This window comes from Roseateles sp. GW823-FHT07B05 (genome assembly GCF_058794515.1).
This window is the reverse complement of record NZ_JBXAGX010000002.1, coordinates 705,331-726,133: the sequence shown is the minus strand read 5'-3', so window position 1 is coordinate 726,133 and position 20,803 is coordinate 705,331. Positions and strand designations below refer to the sequence as shown.

Genomic DNA, 20,803 nt, shown 5'->3' with positions numbered 1-20,803 from the left:
TGGCGGCCCAAGGAGCGAGGCCGGTGCCGTGGGTGGAAGGCGCATGAGCAAAAGGCAGCGGTGGCTGGTGTGGGGCGGCGCGGTGGCCCTGCTGCTGGCCGGTGGCGGCTGGCTGAGTAGTCACGGGAGGCTTGCTGGCGAGGCCGCGGCGGGCCGTGCCGTTGCGGAGGCGGCCTCGGTCGCGTCGCCGGGCCACGCGCGACTCGCTGCCGACGCGCCCGCCAGTGCAGCGCCCCGGGCGAAGGTCGGCCCCGCAGGCGACAGCGTGGCGGCGAGCTCGCCCGCAGGCACCGATGACGACGCCATCCCGCCGGAAGGCCTGGAGGTCTGCGGCGTGCGCCGGGTCAGCGCCGACGAGCTGCGGCGCTGGAAGGCCGACCCGGCGCGCGGCCGCGCCGAAGCCGACAAGGTGTCCGAGCAGATGCAGCGGGTGGGCGACGCCGCCCTGGCACGGCTCGCCGCACGGCTGGCGGCGGGTGATGAGCGCCAGCAGGTCGCTGCGCGGCTGTTGATGCAGGACCGGGACGGCGCCGCGCTGCTGGCCGCGCGCAGCAGCGATGCGCTGGCCTACCAGATGGCCTTGACGGCCTGCGGCGGGCCCGGGGGCGACACGCCCCACTGCGCGCGCCTGACGCCGCAGCGCTGGGCGGCGCTGGACCCGTCGGACGCGCGGCCGTGGCTGCGCTTGATGGAGGCGGCCCAGCAGCGCCAGGACGCCGCCGGCGTGGCCACTGCGCTGGCCGAGGCGGCGGCGCGGCCCGGGTTGTCGCGCGGGCAGTTCCTGCTGGAGCGGCAGGCGGTCGTGGTAGCCGGCGCCGTGCCGGATGTCGCGGGCATCGGGAACGCGTTGGTCGCCATCCTCGGCATGGACGCCGCGTTGCCGGTGTTCGACCTGGGCGCGCCGCTCAGCGCCTGCAGTGGCGACGCGCTGCGCGACGCGACGCGGCTCGCGCAATGCCGTGCGTTGGCGCGCCAGGTGCTCGCGAACGCGACCGACCTGGACGAGGCCGCGGTCGCGCAGAAGCTGGCGGACCGCGTGGGCGTGCCCCGCGAGCAGCAGGCCCATGACGCCGCGACGCTGAAGGCCGCGCAGGACCGCTACTTGGAGCGGGAGTTGACGGACATCGGCAGCGGCTGTGCGGCGATGCAGCGCCTGACGCGGCTGTCCACCGAGCGGGCCGCGACGGGCGAGCTGGGCATGGCGCTGTCGCTGCTGCCGGCGCGATGAGCGATGCTGCGGGTGATGGACAGCGACGTCATGCAGACCAGGACCGCACGGCACAGGCGCTGGCGATGGGCGGCCGCCATCGTGCTGCTGTTGTCGGCGACGGGCGGCTGGCGGTGGTGGGCGGCCGGTGACCTGCCCCACCAGCCCGACCCGGCCGACGCGGCCAGCCAGGCGGCCAGTGCGGCAGCAGGGGATGCCGGCGCAGGCGGCCGCGCGCTTGCCGGCACGGCGGCGTCTGCGGCCTCCGGCGTGGCGGCGGCCCCGGCCGCTGCTGGCGCCGTGGTGAACCTGGCGCTGGGCGCGGAGACCGTTGCGGTGCCGGCCGACGGGTTCACGTTCTGCGGCGCGCGGCGCGTGTCGGTGGACGAACTGAAGCGCTGGGCGGCCGACCGCACGCGAGGCCGTGACGAGGCCCGGCGGCTCGAAGCGCAGATGCAGGTGGCCGGCAAGGCCGGGCTGGTCCGGGCGTCGGCGCGGCTGGCCATGGGCAGCGAGCGCCAGCAGGTGGCCGCGCGGCTGTTGATGCGCGACCTGGATGGCGCCGCCGCGCTGGCCGAGCACAGCCGCGACGCGCAGGCCTACCAGATGGCCTTGTCGGCCTGCCGCGGCATGGGCGGCAGCGGCGCGGGGCCGGCGTGCACGCGTCTGAGCCCCCAGCGCTGGGCCGAGCTGGACCCGACGGACGCGCGACCCTGGCTGCGTTTGATGATCGAGGCCCATCTGCGCCAGGACGCGGCCGGTGTGGCCGCGGCGCTGGCCGAGGCGGCGAAGCGGCCGCGCTGGTCGCGCGCGTCGTCGCTGCTGGAGGGCCAGCTGCTGGCGGTGGCTGACGCGGTGCCGGACGCTGGCGAGCTGGGCAACGCGCTGGTGCTGGCCATCGGCTTCGATGCGGCGATGGATGACACCTGGGACGTGGCGGTGCTGGCGAGCCGGGCATGCAAGGGCGAGGCCTTGCGCGATGTGACCCGCGCGGCTCACTGCCGCGCACTGGCGCCGCGCATCCTGGCCCAGACCTATGACCTCGGCGAAGCCCGGGCCGCGCAGGCGCTGGCCGACCGCGTGGGCGTGCCTCGCGAGCAGCAGGCGCACGATGCAGCGACGCTGCAGGCAGCCGAAGCACAACGCGTCGAGGCGATGCCGGACGTGAACCCGACCTGCGAGTCGCTGCAGGCCCTGCGCCAGTTCTCCGCTGCGCGCGTCGCCTCGGGCGACCTGGGCCTGGCGCTGGCGGCGCTGCGGGCCAGTCAGCCGGCGCGCTGAGTCAGCACCGTGCGCAGGTGTTCGAGGATGAGCGGGTTGACGCGCTCCGCCTCGGCGATGGGCGCCATGTGGCCGGCGCCTTCCAGCATCACCAGCTCTACGCGCGGCAGTGTCGCGGCCAGCGTCTGCGCGACGCGCCTGGCGCTGGCGCGCGTGGCACCGCCGCAGATCAGCCGCACCGGCATCTGCAGCGTGGTCAGCGCGGCGTCACTCCAGCGCGCGTCGCCCAGCGCCTCGAAGTGTCGCCGGATGGTGGGCATGGGCTCGGCCAGGCGGGCGCGCTGGCCCTCGTCCAGCTCCGGCCAGACGTCACGTCCCTGCCAGTAGCCGACGAAGCCGCGCGCGGCCTGGTCCAGGTCGCCACGGTCCAGCGCGGCGGCCACGTCCGCGGCCACCTGCTGGGCTTCCCGCCATTCGGGCAGGTTCTCGCCCAGCGCCGGCAGCACGCCGAAGGCGACGGGCTCGTACAGCGTCAGGGAGCGCACGCGCTGCGGGTGCAGCAGCGCGAGCTGCAGCGCCGTGGCACCGCCATAGCTGTGGCCCACGAGGTGCAGCGGCTCTTCCGGCGCCAGGCCCAGGCCGGCGAGCACGCCGTTGGCCTCGACGCGCAGGTCGCCGCGCTGGCCCTCCGGCCAGCCGGCGCGGCCGCCGTGGCCGATCAGGTCGGGCATGTGCCAGCGCCCGGGCAGGCCAGCGGCGCTGGCGTCGGCCTGCAGGCGGCGCCATTGCTTGCCGCCGGCGCCGCTGGAGTGCAGGCAGACGATGGGCAGGGCGAAGGGGTTGATCATGGCGGTCGTCGCGAATGTCGGGCGCACATCCTACGGGGCGGCGCGAGGCGCCGCAGCCAGCGCCGGCCGGTCAGCCCGTGTTGCGCAGGCCGGCCGCGATGCCGTTGATGGACAGGTGGATGCCGCGCTGCACGCGCTCCATCGCCGGGTCATCCGCCGCGATGTGGCGGTAGCGGCGCATCAGCTCGACCTGCAGGTGGTTCAGCGGGTCGATGTAGGGGAAGCGGTGCTCGATGGAGCGCGCCAGCGACGGGTTGGCCGCCAGGCGCTTGGCGTCGCCGGTGATGAGGCCCAGCGCCGCCTGCGTGCGCTCGAACTCTTCCTTGATGGCCGCGAAGATGCGCTTGCCCAGCTTCTTGTCTTCCACCAGCTCGACGTAGCGCTCGGCCAGCGCCAGGTCGGCCTTGGCCAGCACCATGTCGAGGTTGGACAGCACGGCGCGGAAGAACGGCCAGCCCTTCAGCATGCGCTTGAGCAGCGCGAGGTTCTTGGCGCGTTGCGCCGGCTCATCGCCGAGGAAGGCCTCCACGCCCGAGCCGAACCCGCACCAGCCCGGCAGCGCCACGCGGGCCTGGCCCCAGGAGAAGCCCCAGGGGATGGCGCGCAGGTCTTCGATGGCCCGCGTGGCCTTGCGCGATGCGGGGCGCGAGCCGATGTTCAGCTCGGCGATCTCGCGGATGGGCGTGGACGCAAAGAAGTAATCGGCAAAGCCCGGCGTGCCGTAGACCAGCTTGCGGTAGGCCTCGAAGCTCGCGTCCGACAGCGCCTGCGCGGCCTGCAGATAGCCCTTGGGTGCGCTCTGCGTCGGGTGCAGCAGCGTGGCCTCCAGCGTGGCGGCGACCAGCGTCTCCAGGTTGCGCCGGCCGATCTCGGGGTGGGCGTACTTGGAGGCGATGACTTCGCCCTGTTCGGTCAGGCGGATCTGGCCGTTCACGGTGCCCGGGGGCTGGGCCAGGATGGCCTGGTAGCTCGGGCCGCCGCCGCGGCCCACGGTGCCGCCACGGCCGTGGAAAAGGCGCAGCGTGATGGGGCCGACGCGCTTGAGCTCGTCGAACAGCTCGACCAGCGCGATCTCGGCGCGGTACAGCTCCCACGACGACGTGAACATGCCGCCGTCCTTGTTGCTGTCGGAGTAGCCCAGCATGATGTCCTGCTCGCCGCCCGAGCGGTCCACCAGGCCGCGCACGCCGGGCAGCGCGTAGAACTCGCGCATGATCTCCGGCGCGATGCGCAGGTCGCCGATGGTCTCGAACAGCGGCACGATGATGAGGTCGCTGGTCGCGTACTCGGCAAGCACGCCGCGCAGCAAGCCGGTTTCCTTCAGCAGCAGCGCCACTTCCAGCAGGTCGCTGACCGATTCGGTGTGGCTGATGATGTAGTGGCGCAGCGCCTCGCGGCCGAAGCGGGCCAGCGCCTCGCGGGCGGCCTCGAAGGTGGCGAGCTCGAACTGGGTCTTGTCGGTGTAGCTGGCGCCGATGACGCGCAGCGGGCGGGCGTCGTTGAGCAGCTTCAGCAGCAGTTCGCGCTTGGCGGCCTCGTCCAGCGCCGAGTAGTCGCTCTCGATGCGCGCGACGGTCAGCAGCTCGGCCAGCACCAGCTCGTGCTGGTCGCTGCTCTGGCGCAGGTCCAGCGTCGCGAGGTGGAAGCCGAACACCTGCACGGCGCGCATCAGCGGCGCCAGGCGCGGCGCGATCAGCGCCTCCGCGTGGTGGGTCTTGAGGGACGCCTCGATGATGCGCAGGTCGGCCAGCAGTTCGTCGGGCGTGCGGTAGGGGTCCTGCGGCGCGACGGCGTGGCGCAGTGCCTCGGTGCCGGTCAGCGCGTGCAGCGTGGCGGCCAGGCGGGCGTACATGCCGGTCAGTGCGCGGCGGTAGGGCTCGTCCAGGCGGTGGGCGTTCTGGTCGGGGCTGCGTTCGGCCAGCGCCTGCATCTCGGGTGACACGCCGGTCAGGCGCAGCGAGATGGACAGGTCGGCGCCCAGCTCGTGCAGCTCGGTCAGGTAGTGGCGCAGCGCGACCTCGCTCTGGCGCTGCATCGCGCGCTTCAGCGTGGCGGCACCGACGTTGGGGTTGCCGTCACGGTCGCCACCGATCCAGTTGCCCATGCGCAGGAAGCTGGGCAGCTTGGTGCCGGGCAGGTGCTCCTCCAGCTCGGCGTAGAGCTTGGGGATCTGGCGCAGGAAGGTCGAGTGGTAGTACGACAGCGCGTTCTCGATCTCGTCGGCCACCGTCAGCTTGGAGTAGCGCAGCATGCGCGTCTGCCACAGCTGCGTGATGCGGGCGCGCAGCAGGCTCTCGGTCTCGCGCTGCTCGCGCTCGGTGCCGTCACGGTCGCGCTGCTCCAGCAGGCCGGCGACGGCGCGCTCGGCGTCCAGGATGCTCTTGCGCTGCACTTCGGTCGGGTGGGCCGTCAGCACCGGCGAGATGAAGCCGCGCTGCAGCACTTCGGCGATCTCGGTCGGGCGGATGCCGGCCTCGTGCAGATGCTCCAGGCAATAGGCCAGCGAGCCGGGCTGCAGGCTGCCGGCGCGCTCGTGCACATCGCGGCGGCGGATGTGGTGGCGGTCCTCGGCGATGTTGGCCAGGTGCGAGAAGTAGCTGAACGCGCGGATGACGCTGACGGCCTGGTCGCCCGACAGGCTCTTCAGCAGCTTGTCGAAGCGCTTGCCGGCTTCCTTGTCGTGCTTGTGGCGGTAGGCCACCGACAGCTGGCGCACGCGCTCGATGAGCTCGAACACCTCGCGGCCTTCCTGCTCGCGGATGACCTCGCCGAGCAACCTGCCCAGCAAGCGGATATCTGCCACCAACGGTTCGTTTTTGTCGGTCTTCTTGTCGACATCGGGGCGGGCAGGGGCGGCTCGTGAGGGCATGGCGGGGCGTCCGATCGGAGGAGGGAATCAAAAAGGTAACCAAGTTACCTAATTGTCACTCTAGCAGTTTCTTCTTCGAGGCGGGCCCTGCCGATGTCGTGTTGTTGCTCGAGTTACAGCCCGCCTGCCGTGGGCACGAAGCCGTCGGTCAACGTGTTCAGGAAGGCGACGACGTCGGCCACGTCCTGCGGCGTGAGCGCCGCTGGCTGGCCGGCGCGCCGGAATGGGGCGCCTTGCTCCACGTTGGCGCGGTAGGCCGCGGGCAGGTCGTTGAAGCGCTGCACCTGGCCGCCCGCGACCGGGTACCAGCGCGCCGGATCGAGGTCGCGCGTGGCGTAGAACGCAACCGTGTCTTCAAGCGTCGCGAAGCTCGCGTTGTGGAAGTACGGCGCGGTTACGGCCACGTTACGCAGCGACGGCGTGCGGAACAGGCCGCACAGCTCGGCGCGGCCGGCCAGGTCGGGCCGGCCGCACAGGCCCAGGTCGAAGAACGTCGGGTCTTGCGTGGCGCGGCTGGCGTTGCGCGGCACGCCTAGCGCGTGATAGCTGAAGTTGGTGAACAGCGCGCGGTTGAGGCCCTGGGCCGGGCGGCTGTCGTGGCAACTGGCGCAGTTGCCGCGTTGCGGGTCGTTGAAGACGTCCAGGCCGCGCTGCTCCTGGGCGGTGAAGGTGGCGCGGCCGTCCTGCACCGCGTCGAACTTGCTCGTGAACGGATGGAACCTCGCGTCGTCGGCCTGGTGGCGCGCCAGCGCGGTGGTGGCGGCGTCAACGAGCTGTTCGTCGGTGGCGGCCGCGGGCAGTGCGGCGGCCGTGCGCAGGTCGGCCGCGTAGGGCAGGGCGCGCAGCCGTGCGGCCAGTGCGGCGACGCTGGCGTTGGCCATTTCGTCGGCGTTGAACAGCGGGCCGCGGGCCTGCTCGGCGCGGCTGCTGGCGCGGCCGTCCCAGAACAGGCCGCCGCGCGGCCGGCCCTGGGCGTCGAAGGTGAACGGGCCGGCCTGGTCCAGATAGCGGGCGCTGGACGAGCTGCGCAGACCCTGGTGCGTGCCGTCCGCGCCGCCCAGCGGCAGGAAGCCGCCCGCCGCATCGGCATGGCCGCGGGCCTCGACGTGGCAGCTGGCGCAGGCGAGCCGGCCGCTGGCGGACAGCGTGGTGTCGTCGAACAGCCGCGCGCCGACCTGGGCCAGCGTGGGCGCGGGCGTGGGGGCCGCGGTGGCCGTCATCGTCGCGGCCGCGGTGCCGGGGCTGCTGTCGCCACCGCCGCCGCAGCCTCCGAGCAGGCACAGCAGCAGCAGGGCGAACGGGCGGTGGCAGGTGGGCATGGCAGTCTCCGGGTGGTGATGCCCGCGAGGATGGCGGCCGACGTGGCGCCGACGATGGAGGAACTGTGGAGGCCGGCTCCACAGTTGCCCGGCAAGATGCGCGCATGCGTCTTGTTCACCAGCTCTCCCTGCTCCTCATCGCCACCGCGCTGGCCGCCGTGGCCGCCGTGGCCGGCCTGGTCGTCTGGAATCTGCGCGCCGGATTCACCGACTACCTGCAGGCGCAGGACGGCGAGCACCTGTCGCGGCTGATGGACGCCGCCGAGCGCGACCTGGCCCAGCGCGGCGAGTTGCCGCAGGACTGGCGGCCCGTGCTGCGGACGTGGCTGGAGGCGGCGCGTGTCGTCGCGCAGCGCGGCGGCCCGCCGGAGGGCCCGCCCGATGGCCGGCCGGACGGCCGACCGGAAGGGCGGCCCGACGAGCCGCCGCCGCCCGGGCACGACGGCCCCGAGGACCGCCCGCCGCCGCCCGAGGCGCGCCGCGACCCGCCACCGCCGCGCCGCGATCCGTCCAACTTCGGGCCGCGCGTCGTCGTGCTGGCGGCCGACGGGCGCACGCCGCTGGCCGGCCGCCGCGAGACGCTGGACCGGCCGGGCCAGACCCGAGAGGTCAAGCTGCGCGGCCGGACGGTGGCGGTGCTGCGCCTGGCCGAACGGGCCGGCCCGGCCGAGGGTGTGGATGCGAGCTTCCTGCGGCGGCAGTACCTGGGGCTGGCGGCCGTGGCGGCCGGCGTGCTGGTGGTGGCGCTGGTGCTGGCCCGCTTGCTGGCGGTGCGCTGGGCACGGCCGCTGGCCGAGGCGCAGGCGGCCGCGCGTCGCATCGCGGCCGGCGAGTTCGGCGTGCGCCTGCCCGAGCCGCGCGTGGGCGACGCCAGCGAGATCGCCGCGCTGCACGGCGACATCAACGCGATGGCCGGCGCGCTGTCGCTGCTGGAGAGCAGCCGGCAGCGCTGGATCGCCGAGCTGTCGCACGAGCTGCGCACGCCGCTGGCGGTGCTGCGCGGCGAGGTGGAGGCGCTGGTGGACGGCATCCGCCCGCTGGACCGCGCAGCGCTGGCGTCGCTGCAGGAAGAGGTGAAGCGGCTGTCGCGGTTGGTGGAGGACTTCCATCTGCTGGCCACGTCGGAGCTGCGCTCGCTGCCGTGCGAGTTCGAATCGGTCGCGCCGGCGGCGTTGCTGCAGTCCGCCATCGAGCGCGTCGCGCCGCGGGCGAAGACGCTGGGGCTGGTCATCGAGGCAGCGCTGCCCGCCGTGCTGCCGGCGGCGCGATGGGACGCCGTGCGCGTCTCGCAGCTGCTGGCCAACCTGCTGGAGAACAGCCTGCGCTACACCGAGGCGCCGGGGCTCGTGCAGGTGACGGCGCGGGCGCTGGGCGCGGCCATCGAGATCCGGCTGGACGACACGCCGCCGGGCGTGCCCGAGGGCGAGCTGGAGCGTCTGTTCGACCCGCTGTACCGTGCCGACCCGTCGCGCAGCCGCGCGTTCGGCGGTTCGGGCCTGGGCCTCGCGATCGCCAAGGCCATCGCGCAGGCCCACGGCGGGCGGCTGCGCGCCGAGCCGTCGTCGCTGGGCGGACTGGCCGTCGTGCTGACACTGCCGCTCAAACCGCAGGGAGGTGGGGCATGAGCGAACTCATCCTGGTGGTCGAAGACGAACCCAAGCTGGCCGCGCTGGTACGCGACTACCTGCAAGCGGCCGGCTACCGCAGCGAATGGCTGGCCGATGGCCGCGAGGCGCTGGCCCGGCTGCGCGCCGGCCCCATGCCGGCCGCCGTGCTGCTGGACGTGATGCTGCCCGGCCTGGACGGGCTGGAGGTCTGCCGCGCCGTGCGCGCGTTCAGCGACGTGCCCATCCTCATCAATAGCGCGCGTGTGGAGGAGCTGGACCGGTTGCTGGGCCTGGAGCTGGGCGCGGACGACTACGTCTGCAAGCCCTTCAGCCCGCGGGAGGTGGTGGCGCGGGTGAAGGCGCTGCTGCGGCGTGCACAGGGGCGGCTGGCGCCGGTGACGCTGGTGCCGGTGGGCGGCGGCTTCGCCGTCGACGAGGCGGGCCAGCGCATCCTGTGGCAGGAGCAGGAGCAGGCGCTGGCGCTGACGCCGGTGGAGTTCCGCCTGCTGCGCCAGCTGCTGCAGCACCCGGGCCGCGTCTTCGAGCGCGCGCAGCTGCTGGAACTCATTCATGAGGACTTCCGTGACGTGTCGGACCGCGTCGTCGACAGCCACATCAAGAACATCCGCCGCAAGCTCGCGGCGCTGGACCCGCCGCAGGAATGCATCGCGTCGGTCTACGGCGTGGGGTACCGGCTGGACCTGGCCTGACCACGACGGCGCGGGCACAGCGGGGCGGGTTGCCGGCGCGGACGGGGCTTGATGCCGATGCCGCGGGCGGCTTTGGGGCGGGGCGGACAGGGCGTGTGGTTGATGTCACCTTGGTGATTGCCCGGGGTCGTTGCGTTTTCGCCATCCTGGGGGGTGTCATGCAAACCCGATTGCAGCGCCAAATGGAATCGACTATCGTTGACAGCGTTGTCAATTCATTGCCGGGACGGTTGTTTTCGATCAGCACGGGATCGTGCTGAGATCGCTACCAATTTCTGTCCGGAGAGTCGTGATGCCTTGCACTTCCTGCGGCAGAGTTGCACGTCATCCGGGCGCGTCGGCGGGTGTTGCGATTTGCGCTAAGTCACTGCTGCAACTCGCGTAAACCCCAGCAGAACGCGGTGGGGCAAAAAAATACAGTACGTTTGGCATTTGAGGTGACAGCTCTGTCCAGAGGTTGTTTGTTAACGCTAACAATCTTGGTATCAACAAGCCATAGCCAGCGCCCTCCGGCGCGGGTGCTTGGTCCAAAGCAAGCAAGGAGACAAATGAAACACCCCCAGATTTCCAAGACCCGGCGTCAGTCCGCGCAAGTGCGTCTGAACCCTGTGGCGCTGGCCTCGACGCTGGCACTGCTGACGGGTGCAGGCGCCGTCCAGGCCCAGCAGGCCGCAGCGCCGAACCAGTCGCTGGAGACCGTCGTCGTCACGGGCATTCGCAAGTCCCTTGACAGCGCTGTCACCCTCAAGCGCGAATCGCGCGGCCTGGTCGACGGCATCGTGGCCGAAGACATCGGCAAGTTCCCCGACACCAACCTGGCCGAGTCGATGCAGCGCATCGCCGGCGTGTCCATCGACCGCAACGCCAGCGGCGAAGGCTCCAAGGTGACGGTGCGTGGTGTCGGCCCCGACTTCAACATGGTGCTGCTGAACGGCCGCCAGATGCCGACGGCCGTCATCAACCCGTTGAATCAAGGCGCCAGCGGCTCGCGCGCCTTCGACTTCGCCAACCTGTCTTCCGACTCGATCTCGGCGCTGGAGGTCTACAAGACCGCACGTGCCGAATCGCCGACGGGTGGCATCGGTGCCACCATCAACGTCAAGACGGCTCGTCCGCTGGATGTGCGTGAGCGCCTCGCCAGCATCGGCATCAAGGCCAACTACGACGACTCCAACAACCGCCTGCCCGACTCGTTCAAGGGCGACAAGGTGACGCCGGAAATCTCCGGCATCTACAGCGACACGTTCCGCGACCGCACGCTGGGCATCGCCATCAGCGGCAGCTACTCCAAGCGCGCTTCGGGTTCTAACAACGCCTACACGCAGAACGGTTGGCACACGAACAACCCCAACGTCATGAACGTTGCGCCGGCCAGCAACATCCCGGTCAAGCCGACCGGTCTGTATGCGACGACCAACGACATGCGTTACTCGTTGACGGCGCTCGACCGTGAGCGGCTGAATGGCCAGGTCACGCTGCAGTTCGCTCCCACCAAGGAAGTGAAGTTCACCGTCGATCACACCATGGCCGTCAACACGGTCAAGGCCAAGAACGCCGAGAACTCGGCCTGGTTCAACAACGAGTTCTCCGGCGACCTGAAGACCAGCCCGCCCACCAAGTTCACGACGGGCCCGGTCCAGACGCCCATCGTGCAGACGGTGATTTGGCCTGGCACCCACGACTACGGCATGAACATCGGCCAGTTTGCGCAGAAGAGCAAGCTGAATTCGACCGGCTTCAACGTGGACTGGAAGATCAGCGACGCGCTGAGCGTGGACCTGGATGCGCACCATTCCAAGGCCAAGACGTCGCCCGACAGCCCGTACGGCACGTACGCGATCCTGGACCTTGCCTTGTTCAATCAGGGCAACATCACCGCGTACTACGACAAGGATCTGCCGATCATGACCTCGCCGGGTCTGGTCTATGACGCGAACAAGACCACGGTGACGGGTTCGCAGTTCAACAGCAACCTGAGCGACCAGCAGGTCGACCAGTTCCAGGCGCGCGGCACCTACAAGCTGGGTACGGATGACAAGCTGCTTGCAGGTCTGGGCTTCTCCAAGCTCAAGAACCGCGCGGCCAACGTGAACAACTTCCACGGCGACTGGAGCGGTGTCGGCGCACAGGGCTCGTTCAAGAACGTGCCGGTGGCCATCTCCAACCTGGGCGGCTACTTCAGCCGGATTCCTGGCCACGACGACCCGCGGCTGTTCCCCTACTTCTTCACGCCCGACTTCGACGCCGTGCTGAAGCAGTCGGTCGCCAACTCGCAGATCACCGGCACGCAGAGCACCGGCAACGTGCCGTTCACGAAGGCGCAGGCCGAGGCCTACTTCCGCGCGCTGCCCGACTACTCGTCCGCCGGTGCCAACGACTGGCGCACCACGGAAAAGACGACGTCGGTGTATGGCCAGTGGGACCATTCCTTCGACACCAAGATCCCGATGAACCTGTCGATGGGTCTGCGTTACGAAACCACCAAGGTCGAGTCCTCCTCCAAGGTCACCGCCTACTCCGGCACCAACTGGAATGCCGAGAACGAGGTGATCCTGACCGGCGGCACCAGCAGCTTCGGCACCAAGTCCGGCAAGTACTCCTACTGGCTGCCGAGCATCGACTGGGATGCGGACCTGGCCGACAACGTCAAGGTGCGCGCCAGCTTCGGCATCAACATCGGCCGTCCCGGCTGGGATCAGATGCTGGGTGGCGTGACGTTGAACCAGGTGGCCAACCGCTCGACCGGCGGCAACGGCTCGACCGGCGATCCGACGCTGAAGCCCCTGAAGTCCAAGAACCTCGACCTGTCCGCCGAGTACTACTACGCGAAGTCGAGCTATGTGGCGGCAGGTGCCTTCTACAAGAAGATCTCTGACTTCATCGGCGCGACGACCGTCACCACGACGATCACCGGTCTGAATCAACCGGCCAGCGGCACGTACTACAACGCGGCTCGCGCGGCGGGCAATACGTCGTCGATCGACATCCGCAACTACATCTTCAACAACTACGCGGGCCAGGCGGGCGTGAAGATCACCGATGGCAGCAATCCGGCCTTCATCATTGGCGACATCACCGGGGCGGTTGCCGGTGCGCAGCCGATGGTGTTCCAGATCAACAGCTACGCCAACGGTGACGGTGACAACGTCAAGGGCCTGGAGCTGAACTTCCAGCACATGTTCGGCAGCAGCGGCTTCGGCATCTCGGGCAACTACACCTATGTCAAGAGCGGCCTGAAGTTCAACAACACCAGCACGGGCACCCAGGCCCCGTTGCTCGGACTCAGCAATTCCGCCAACCTGGTCGGCTTCTTCGAGAACGACTCGTGGTCGGTTCGCGGTGCCTACAACTGGCGCGGCCAATTCCTGGCAGCGCGCACGTACGACAACGCCAACGATCCGATCTACACCGAAGCCTATGGTCAGGTGGACCTGTCCGTCGGCTACAAGATCGGCAAGAACCTGACCCTCCAGGCTGACCTGCTGAACCTGAACGATGGCTACATCCGCCAGCACAGCCGCACGAAGGAAATGCTGGTCTCGGCACAGCAGACCGGCCGTCGCTACCTGATCGGTGCCCGCTATCGCTTCTGAGCGATAGGTTCCGCCGCACGGTGACCACCCCTCGGGGTGGTCTGCCGGCGGCAGACATTGGCCGGGGCGGGCGCGCAACGCCTGCCTCGGCCAAATCTCTTTGCAGAATTCCCCGGTCTGCGCAGCCCGCAAGGCGGCCGCGCTGACCCTCATTTCGAGATGAACGCCGAGTTGACAGCGGTTCGACGCATTGTGGTGCTGGGTGGCGGGTCGGCCGGTTGGCTGACGGCGGCGACGTTGGCCGCGGAGCTCGGCGGCGACGGCCCCGATGCGCTGCAGATCACGCTGATCGAGTCGCCCGACGTGCCGTCCATCGGCGTGGGCGAGGGCACCTGGCCCACGATGCGCGCCACGTTGCACCGTATCGGCCTCAGTGAGGTTGACCTGATCCGCGAGTGCGATGCCGCCTTCAAGCAGGGCTCCCGCTTCGAAGGCTGGGTGCACGGCGGTGAAGGCGACCGCTACGACCACCCGTTCACGCTGCCTCACGGCTGGGGCGATGTCGACCTGGCTGGCGCCTGGCAGCAGGGCGACCGCGCGCAGCCTTTCGCTGCCAGCGTGGGCGCGCAGCCTTCGGTTTGCGACGCGCATCTGGCGCCCAAGCAGACGACGACGCCCGACTTCGGCGGCGTCCTGAACTACGGCTATCACTTCGACGCCGTCAAACTGGGCCAGCTGCTGCAGCGGCATGCGACGGCCAGGCTCGGCGTGCGCCACATCGTCGACCACTTCACCGCGGTGCGTTCGCACGAGAACGGCGACATCGCCGCGCTCACGACGCGCCAGCATGGCGACGTCGACGGCGACCTCTTCATCGACTGCTCGGGCCTGGCCAGCTTGCTGCTGGGTGGGCACTACGGCATCAAGCTCCGCTCCGAGAAGGGCGTGCTCTTCAACGACAGCGCGCTGGCCGTGCAGGTGCCGCATGCCGACGCGCAGGCGCCGCTCGCGTCGGCCACCATCTCCACCGCGCATGCCGAAGGCTGGACCTGGGACATCGGCCTGCCCACGCGGCGTGGCATCGGCCTGGTCTATTCCAGCAGCCACGTGGACGACGATGCCGCCGAGCGCGCGCTGCTGGGCCATCTGCGGCGCAACGGGCTGTCGCTGGCCGACGCGACGCCGCGCCGGCTGCGCTTCGACCCCGGCCATCGCGAGCAGTTCTGGCACCGCAACTGCGTCGCCGTCGGGCTGGCGGCCGGCTTCATCGAGCCGCTGGAGGCGTCGGCGCTGGCGCTGGTCGAGCTGTCGGCCGCCTTCATCCGCGACGAGATGCCGGCCGACCGCGCCGACATGGCGCTGGTGGCCAGGCGCTTCAACGAAGCCTTTGCCTACCGCTGGTCCCGCATCATCGATTTCCTGAAGCTGCACTACACGCTGAGCCGCCGCGAGGATGCCGATGGCGCCGACTACTGGCGCGAGCACCGAGCACCGGCCACGCAGCCGGACGCGCTGCGCGAGCTGTTGCAGCTGTGGCGCCATCGCGCACCGTCGCGCAACGATTTCCATCGCGTCGACGAGGTCTTCCCCGCCGCGAGCTACCAGTACATCCTCTGCGGCATGCAGTTCGAACCCGCGGCGCGCCCGCTGCGGGCCGACCGGCTGGCTGCCGCCCGTTCGGGCATGAAGGACGTGACGACAATCACCCGGCGCTTGCTGGGTGGTCTGCCCCGCCATCGCGACCTCATCCAACACATCCGCGCGCACGGCATGCCGCCGGCCGCCTGACCCACCGACGAAACCCCATGCTGCAACTGCTCAACAACATCCAGCACAAGGACCTGCGCGTCATCACCCAGCGCGGCGCGCCGTGGGGCGACGACTTCATGTCGGCGCCCGTCACCGTGGACGAGTTCCGCAAGCTCCAGGCGCATTACCCCATCGTCTTCCAGCCGGACGACCGGGGCGGCTTCGTGCCGACCGCGCTGTTCGGCCTGCAACAGGGAGAGAACCTGTTCCTGGATGGTCAGGGCTGGGACGGCGACTGCCTGCCGCTGTCGGTGCAGCGCCTGCCGTTCTCCATCGGCATCGCCGACGACGAGCTGCGCATGATGGTCGACATGGACAGCAAGCGCATCTCCCACGGCGCCGAGGGCGAGGCCGTGTTCCTGCCGCACGGCGGCACGACCGACTTCACCGAGAACGCCAACGCCGTGCTGCGCACGCTGCACGAGGGCCTGCAGGCGACGACCGATTTCGTGCAGACGCTGATGCGGTACGAGCTGCTCGAACCCTTCGTGCTCGACGTCGAGCGCCCGGACGGCTCGCGCGGCCAGCTGGTGGGCTTTCACATCATCCATGAGGAGCGCCTCGCCGCGCTGGACGCCGCCACCGTGGGCCTGCTGCACCAGGCCGACTACCTGCAGCCCATCTACATGGCGATCGCGTCGCTGTCCAACTTCACGGTGCTGATCAAGCGCCACCTGGCGCGCGAGGCCTGAGGCCCATGATGGCGCGCGCCGAAGTGAGTGCCGAGGCCCCCGGGGCCCTGCCCGCCGACGTGCTGCAGTCCACGCGGCCGGTGCTGCTGCGCGGCCTGGTGAGGCACTGGCCGCTGGTGCAGGCGGCGCTGCGCTCGGACGCCGAGTTCTGCGACTACCTGCGCGGTTTCGGGGCCGACGCGCGTTTGAACCTGTGGCGCGGCGCGCCGGAGATCGCCGGGCGCTTCTTCTACAACGCCGACTTCACCGACTTCAACTTCCGCCGCGAGACCCACTCCTTCGGCGCGCTGCTGGACGAACTGCTGGCCGGCACGCCCGACGCCGTCTACCTCGGCTCCACCGGCATCGACTACTGCTTCCCGGGCCTGCGCGAGCCCAACGATCTGCCTGCGCTGGCCCCGTTCAACCCGCATGTGAGCCTCTGGCTGGGCAACCGCATGCAGGTGGCCACGCATTTCGACCTGCCCGACAACATCGCCTGCGTCGTCGCCGGCCGGCGCCGCTTCACGGTGTTCCCACCCGAACAGGTCGCCAACCTCTACGTGGGGCCGCTGGACCTGACACCGGCCGGCCAGCCCATCAGCCTGGTGGATCACGCGCGGCCTGATCTCGACCGTTTCCCGCGGTACGCACAGGCGCTGGCGCATGCGCAGGTTTTTGAACTGCTGCCCGGCGACGCGCTTTTCATTCCCAGCCAGTGGTGGCATGGCGTGGAGTCGCTGGAGCCCGTCAGCGGCCTCGTCAACTTCTGGTGGCGGCAGTCGCCGCCGTTCATGGACACGCCGCTGAACACGCTGATGATGGCGCTGCTGACGCTGCGCGACCTGCCACCGGCCCAGCGCGACGCCTGGCGCGCGCTGTTCGACCACTACGTCTTCGACGCCGACGACCGGACGGCGGCCCACATCCCGTCCGCCGCGCGCGGCGTCCTCGCGCCGATGAACGACACCAGCGCGCGCCAGCTGCGCGCCATGCTGCTGAACCGGCTCAACCGCTGAACCGCCATGACCCTGCACACCCCGTCCCAACCCATCCGCCGCGTCGTCATCGCCGGCGGCGGCACCGCCGGCTGGATGGTGGCCGCCGGCCTGTCCAAATGCCTGGGCAAGCAGGTCGACATCCGCCTCGTCGAGTCTGAGGAGATCGGCACCGTGGGTGTGGGCGAGGCCACCATCCCGACGCTGCACTTGCTGCACGAGATCCTGGATCTGGACGAAAGGGAATTCATCCAGGCCACGCAAGCCACCTTCAAGCTGGGCATCAGCTTCGAGAACTGGCGCAACGTCGGCGAGGACTACTTCCACTCCTTCGGCAAGACCGGCCAGGGGCATTGGACGGCGGGCTTCCACCACTTCTGGCTGGAAGGCCGCCGGCGCGGCCTGGCCAGCAGCTACGCCGACTACTGCCTGGAGCTGCGCGCGGCGATGGAGAACCGCTTCGCGCTGCTGCCCGACAACGGCATCAACTACGCCTACCACTTCGACGCCACGCTGTACGGCCAGTACCTGCGCCGCTTTGCCGAGAACCTCGGCGTGCAGCGCCTCGAAGGCAAGATCGCGCGGGTCCACCAGGATGCCGACAGCGGCTTCCTCACCGGCCTGCAGCTGGCCGACGGCACGCTGGTGGAGGGCGACTTCTTCATCGACTGCACCGGCATGCGCTCGCTGCTGCTGGGCGAGACGCTGGGGGTGCCCTACGAGAGCTGGTCGCACTGGCTGCCCTGCGACAGCGCGCTGGCCGTGCAGACCACGCGCGTCGGCGAGCCCGTGCCCTACACGCGCTCCATCGCCCACCCCTGGGGCTGGCAGTGGCGCATCCCGCTGCAGCATCGCGTCGGCAACGGCGTCGTCTTCAGCAGCCAGCACATCAGTGACGACGAGGCCAAGGCCGCGCTGCTGGCCAACATCGAGGGTGAGGTGCTGCGCGAGCCGCGCGTCATCCGCTTCACGCCGGGCCAGCGCGAGCGGGTCTGGGAGAAAAACTGCGTCGCCATCGGCCTGTCCAGCGGCTTCCTGGAGCCGTTGGAGTCCACCAGCATCCACCTGATCCAGAAGGGCCTGACGCGGCTCGTCGAGCTGTTCCCCACCGACGGCGTGCGCCAGAGCGACATCGACGAATACAACCTGCAGACCCGCGACGCCATCGAGGTCGTGCGCGACTTCATCATCCTGCACTACCACGTCACCCACCGCGACGACTCGGCCTTCTGGCGCGGCTGCCGTGACATGGCCGTGCCGCCGCTGCTCGCGCACCGCATCCAGCACTTCCGCGACACGGCGCGCATCATGCTGCGCCAGGGCGAGCTGTTCGCCGAGAACTCCTGGGTGCAGGTCATGATGGGGCAGGGCATCCTGCCCGCCAGCCATCACCCGATCACGCGCAACATGGACGACCGCGCGCTGGGCGACTTCCTCGGCAGCATCCGCAAGGACGTCACCCGCACGCTGATGAAGCTGCCCAGGCACCAGCAGTTCATCGACCAGTTCTGCCCCGCGCCCCATGCCAGCGTGCAGGGCGGCGTACCGCAGCTGCACCTCAACCCCGACGCACGCGTGGAGGTGATGACGCTGGCGGACGGTGCCCGCGTTTTCATCGTCGACGACTTCGCGCAGGACCCCGACGCGCTGGTCGCGCTGCTGCAGTCCGACCGGCAGCGCTTCAAGGCCGTGCCGGGCCATCCGTACCCGGGCCTGCAGCTGGGCCTGCCCGACAGCATGCTCGCCGAGCTGGACGCGTTCTTCCGCCAGCGCCTGGGTGGCGCGCTGCAGCTGGGCGCGTCGCTGGGCGCGATGGCGCGGTTCTCGCGCGTCGTGCAGGACCCCGCCACGCTCGACGCCCGCCAGCGCATCTGCCACCGCGACGACTCCGGCATGGCCGCCGACGAGACCGTTGCCGCCGCGGTGCACTACCTGTTCAAGGACGAGCAGCTGGGCGGCACGGTGTTCTTCCGCTCGCTGATGTCGGAGGCCGACACCGCGCGCCTGCGGCACGACGCCGACGTGCTGGACGTCAGCGCCTTCGGCGACAAGTACGGCCTCGCGCCCGGCTACATGACCGAGAGCAACCGCTACTTCGAGGTCATCGGCCGCGTGCCGGCGCGCTGGAACCGCGCCATCTTCTACGACGGCGGCATCTTCCATTCCGGCGACATCCGCTGGGCCGCCGCCCGCGCCGGCTACCTCGCCGACCCCGGCCGGCTGACGCTCAACGCGTTCTTCAAGAGCCGCAAGCGCTGAAGCCGCGCGCCATGGCCTCGATAATCGTCGCCATGACCACCTCCATCACCATCGCCACGCGCGAGAGCCGCCTGGCGCTGTGGCAGGCCGAGCACGTGCAGGCCCGCCTGGGCCGCGAGCTCGGCATCACCACCACGCTGCTGGGCATGACCACCCGCGGCGACCAGATCCTCGACCGCACGCTGTCCAAGGTCGGCGGCAAGGGCCTGTTCGTCAAGGAGCTGGAGACGGCCCTGGCCGAGGGCCGCGCGCAGCTGGCCGTGCACTCGCTGAAGGACGTGCCGATGGAGCTGCCCGAGGGCTTCGTGCTCGCGGCGGTGCTGGAGCGCGAGGACCCGCGTGATGCCTTCGTGTCCAACGACTACGCGTCGCTGGCCGAGCTGCCCGAGGGCGCCGTCGTCGGCAGTTCCAGCCTGCGCCGTGTGACGCAGCTGCTCAGCCTGCGGCCCGACCTGCGCGTGGAGCCGCTGCGCGGCAACCTCGACACCCGGCTGCGCAAGCTCGACGACGGCGGCTACCACGCCATCGTGCTGGCCGCCGCCGGCCTCAAGCGGCTGGACCTGGCCCACCGCGTGCGCGCGGTGTTCGAGGTGGACCAGATGCTGCCCTGCGCCGGTCAGGGCGCGCTGGGCCTGGAGATCCGCGCCGACGACGCCGCGCTGGCCGACGCGCTGGCCCGGCTGGCGCACCAGCCCACGCAGCTGGCCTGCGAGGCCGAGCGTGCCGTGTCCCGCGCGCTGGGCGGCAGCTGCAGCCTGCCGCTGGCCGCCCACGCGCGCTGGCAGGGCGGCACGCTGCGCCTGGCCGCGGCGCTGGGTCATGCCGAGGCGCACACCTCGCCGCTGTTGCGCGCCGAGGCCGCTGGCGACGTGACCGACGTCGCCGGCGCCCGTGCGCTGGGCCAGCAGGCCGCCGCGCAGCTGCGCGAGCGCGGCGCCGGCGCCTACCTGCCCGGATGACCACCCTCATCGTCACCCGGCCCCGCCCGCAGTGCGAGGCCTGGCTGGCGCGGCTGGCGGCGCTGGGCGTGCCCGCCGGGGCGCTGCCGCTGATCGAGATCCTGCCGGCCGGCGACGCGGCCCCCGTGCAGGCAGCCTGGGCCGCGCTGGCGGCCGTGGACCTGGCGGTGTTCGTCAGCCCGAACGCGGTCGAACAGTTCTTCGCCCGCGCCAGCGCCGCTGTGTGGCCGGCGCACACGCTGGCCGCCTGCGTGGGCCCCGGCAGCGCGCAGGCGCTGGCCGCGCATGGCGTGCCGGCGGCCCTCATCGTCCAGCCCGCGGCGGATGCCGCCAGCCTGGACTCCGAGCACCTGTGGCAGCAGCTGGCCCCCCGGCGCGACTGGACCGGTGCCCGCGTGCTGCTGTTGCGCGGCGACGGCGGCCGTGAATGGCTGGCCGAACGCCTGGCCGAGGCCGGCGCGCAGGTGGAGGCGGTCACCGTCTACCACCGCAGTGGCCCGCACTTCGACGCCGCCGAACAGGCGCTGCTGGCCGACGTGCTGGCCCGGCCGACCGCCCATGCCTGGCTGTTCAGCAGCGCCGAGGCCGTGGGCCACCTGCAGGGCCTGCCACTGGCCGGCCAGCGCGCCATCGCCACCCACCCGCGCATCGCCGAGGCTGCCCGCGCCGCCGGATTTCATCCTGTGGTTTTGGCGCGACCCGACCCCGAAGCGGTGACGCAGGCCCTGAAAGCCCTCTGACAGAATCCGTCGCACTGTGACCGAGCCGATTTCCGCTGTTGTTCCCGCGGCCG

General features: G+C 70.7%; 14 protein-coding genes. 11 read left to right on the top strand and 3 right to left on the bottom strand.

What is annotated here, in order from left to right:
• Nucleotides 1-43 precede the first annotated feature (43 nt).
• Together AC1Q7O_RS07470 and AC1Q7O_RS07465 are read left to right on the top strand one after the other, a co-directional pair.
• Nucleotides 44-1,228, top strand: coding sequence for a hypothetical protein (locus AC1Q7O_RS07470; protein ID WP_492659751.1), 1,185 nt, complete (start codon nucleotides 44-46; stop codon nucleotides 1,226-1,228).
• Between the two features lie 15 nt (nucleotides 1,229-1,243).
• On the top strand, nucleotides 1,244-2,488 hold the full coding sequence (locus AC1Q7O_RS07465) for a hypothetical protein (RefSeq protein WP_492659752.1): 1,245 nt from the start codon (nucleotides 1,244-1,246) through the stop codon (nucleotides 2,486-2,488).
• Here the strand turns inward: AC1Q7O_RS07465 and AC1Q7O_RS07460 are convergent.
• From AC1Q7O_RS07460 to AC1Q7O_RS07450, 3 genes are all read right to left on the bottom strand, one after another.
• Entirely contained in the window at nucleotides 2,473-3,276 is an 804-nt protein-coding gene (locus AC1Q7O_RS07460) for an alpha/beta fold hydrolase (RefSeq protein WP_492659753.1), read from the bottom strand. The two genes, AC1Q7O_RS07465 and AC1Q7O_RS07460, sit on opposite strands and share 16 nt — an antisense overlap.
• 70 nt (nucleotides 3,277-3,346) lie before the next feature.
• Nucleotides 3,347-6,145: a phosphoenolpyruvate carboxylase gene (ppc, locus tag AC1Q7O_RS07455; protein WP_492659754.1), complete on the bottom strand. Its 2,799-nt coding sequence runs from the start codon at nucleotides 6,143-6,145 to the stop codon at nucleotides 3,347-3,349.
• A 113-nt stretch (nucleotides 6,146-6,258) separates the two neighbouring features.
• Nucleotides 6,259-7,464, bottom strand: a complete 1,206-nt coding sequence (locus AC1Q7O_RS07450; RefSeq protein WP_492659755.1) for a cytochrome-c peroxidase — start codon at nucleotides 7,462-7,464, stop codon at nucleotides 6,259-6,261.
• A 104-nt stretch (nucleotides 7,465-7,568) separates the two neighbouring features.
• On the opposite strand from AC1Q7O_RS07450, the gene AC1Q7O_RS07445 reads away from it, so the two are divergent.
• The 9 genes from AC1Q7O_RS07445 (at nucleotide 7,569) to AC1Q7O_RS07405 (ending at nucleotide 20,750) form a co-directional block, all read left to right on the top strand.
• A complete protein-coding gene (locus AC1Q7O_RS07445) occupies nucleotides 7,569-9,089 on the top strand; it encodes an ATP-binding protein (RefSeq protein ID WP_492659756.1) in 1,521 nt (506 codons plus the stop codon).
• The gene (locus tag AC1Q7O_RS07440; RefSeq protein ID WP_492659757.1) at nucleotides 9,086-9,781 is read left to right on the top strand and encodes a response regulator; all 696 of its coding nucleotides are present in this window, start codon (nucleotides 9,086-9,088) and stop codon (nucleotides 9,779-9,781) included. Before AC1Q7O_RS07445 ends, AC1Q7O_RS07440 begins: the two co-directional genes overlap by 4 nt.
• A gap of 548 nt (nucleotides 9,782-10,329) precedes the next feature.
• Nucleotides 10,330-13,374, top strand: a complete 3,045-nt coding sequence (locus AC1Q7O_RS07435; RefSeq protein WP_492659758.1) for a TonB-dependent receptor — start codon at nucleotides 10,330-10,332, stop codon at nucleotides 13,372-13,374.
• Nucleotides 13,375-13,533: 159 nt separating this feature from the next.
• On the top strand, nucleotides 13,534-15,102 hold the full coding sequence (locus AC1Q7O_RS07430) for a tryptophan halogenase family protein (protein ID WP_492659759.1): 1,569 nt from the start codon (nucleotides 13,534-13,536) through the stop codon (nucleotides 15,100-15,102).
• 17 nt (nucleotides 15,103-15,119) lie between these two features.
• Complete coding sequence (locus tag AC1Q7O_RS07425; RefSeq protein WP_492659760.1) at nucleotides 15,120-15,815, top strand: SapC family protein; 696 nt, start codon at nucleotides 15,120-15,122, stop codon at nucleotides 15,813-15,815.
• Between the two features lie 8 nt (nucleotides 15,816-15,823).
• On the top strand, nucleotides 15,824-16,813 hold the full coding sequence (locus AC1Q7O_RS07420) for a cupin-like domain-containing protein (RefSeq protein WP_492662680.1): 990 nt from the start codon (nucleotides 15,824-15,826) through the stop codon (nucleotides 16,811-16,813).
• Between the two features lie 6 nt (nucleotides 16,814-16,819).
• Nucleotides 16,820-19,051: a DUF6445 family protein gene (locus tag AC1Q7O_RS07415; RefSeq protein ID WP_492659762.1), complete on the top strand. Its 2,232-nt coding sequence runs from the start codon at nucleotides 16,820-16,822 to the stop codon at nucleotides 19,049-19,051.
• 32 nt (nucleotides 19,052-19,083) lie between these two features.
• Entirely contained in the window at nucleotides 19,084-20,010 is a 927-nt protein-coding gene (hemC, locus tag AC1Q7O_RS07410) for a hydroxymethylbilane synthase (RefSeq protein ID WP_492659763.1), read from the top strand.
• Complete coding sequence (locus tag AC1Q7O_RS07405) at nucleotides 20,007-20,750, top strand: uroporphyrinogen-III synthase (protein WP_492659764.1); 744 nt, start codon at nucleotides 20,007-20,009, stop codon at nucleotides 20,748-20,750. Before hemC ends, AC1Q7O_RS07405 begins: the two co-directional genes overlap by 4 nt.
• Nucleotides 20,751-20,803: the final 53 nt, after the last annotated feature.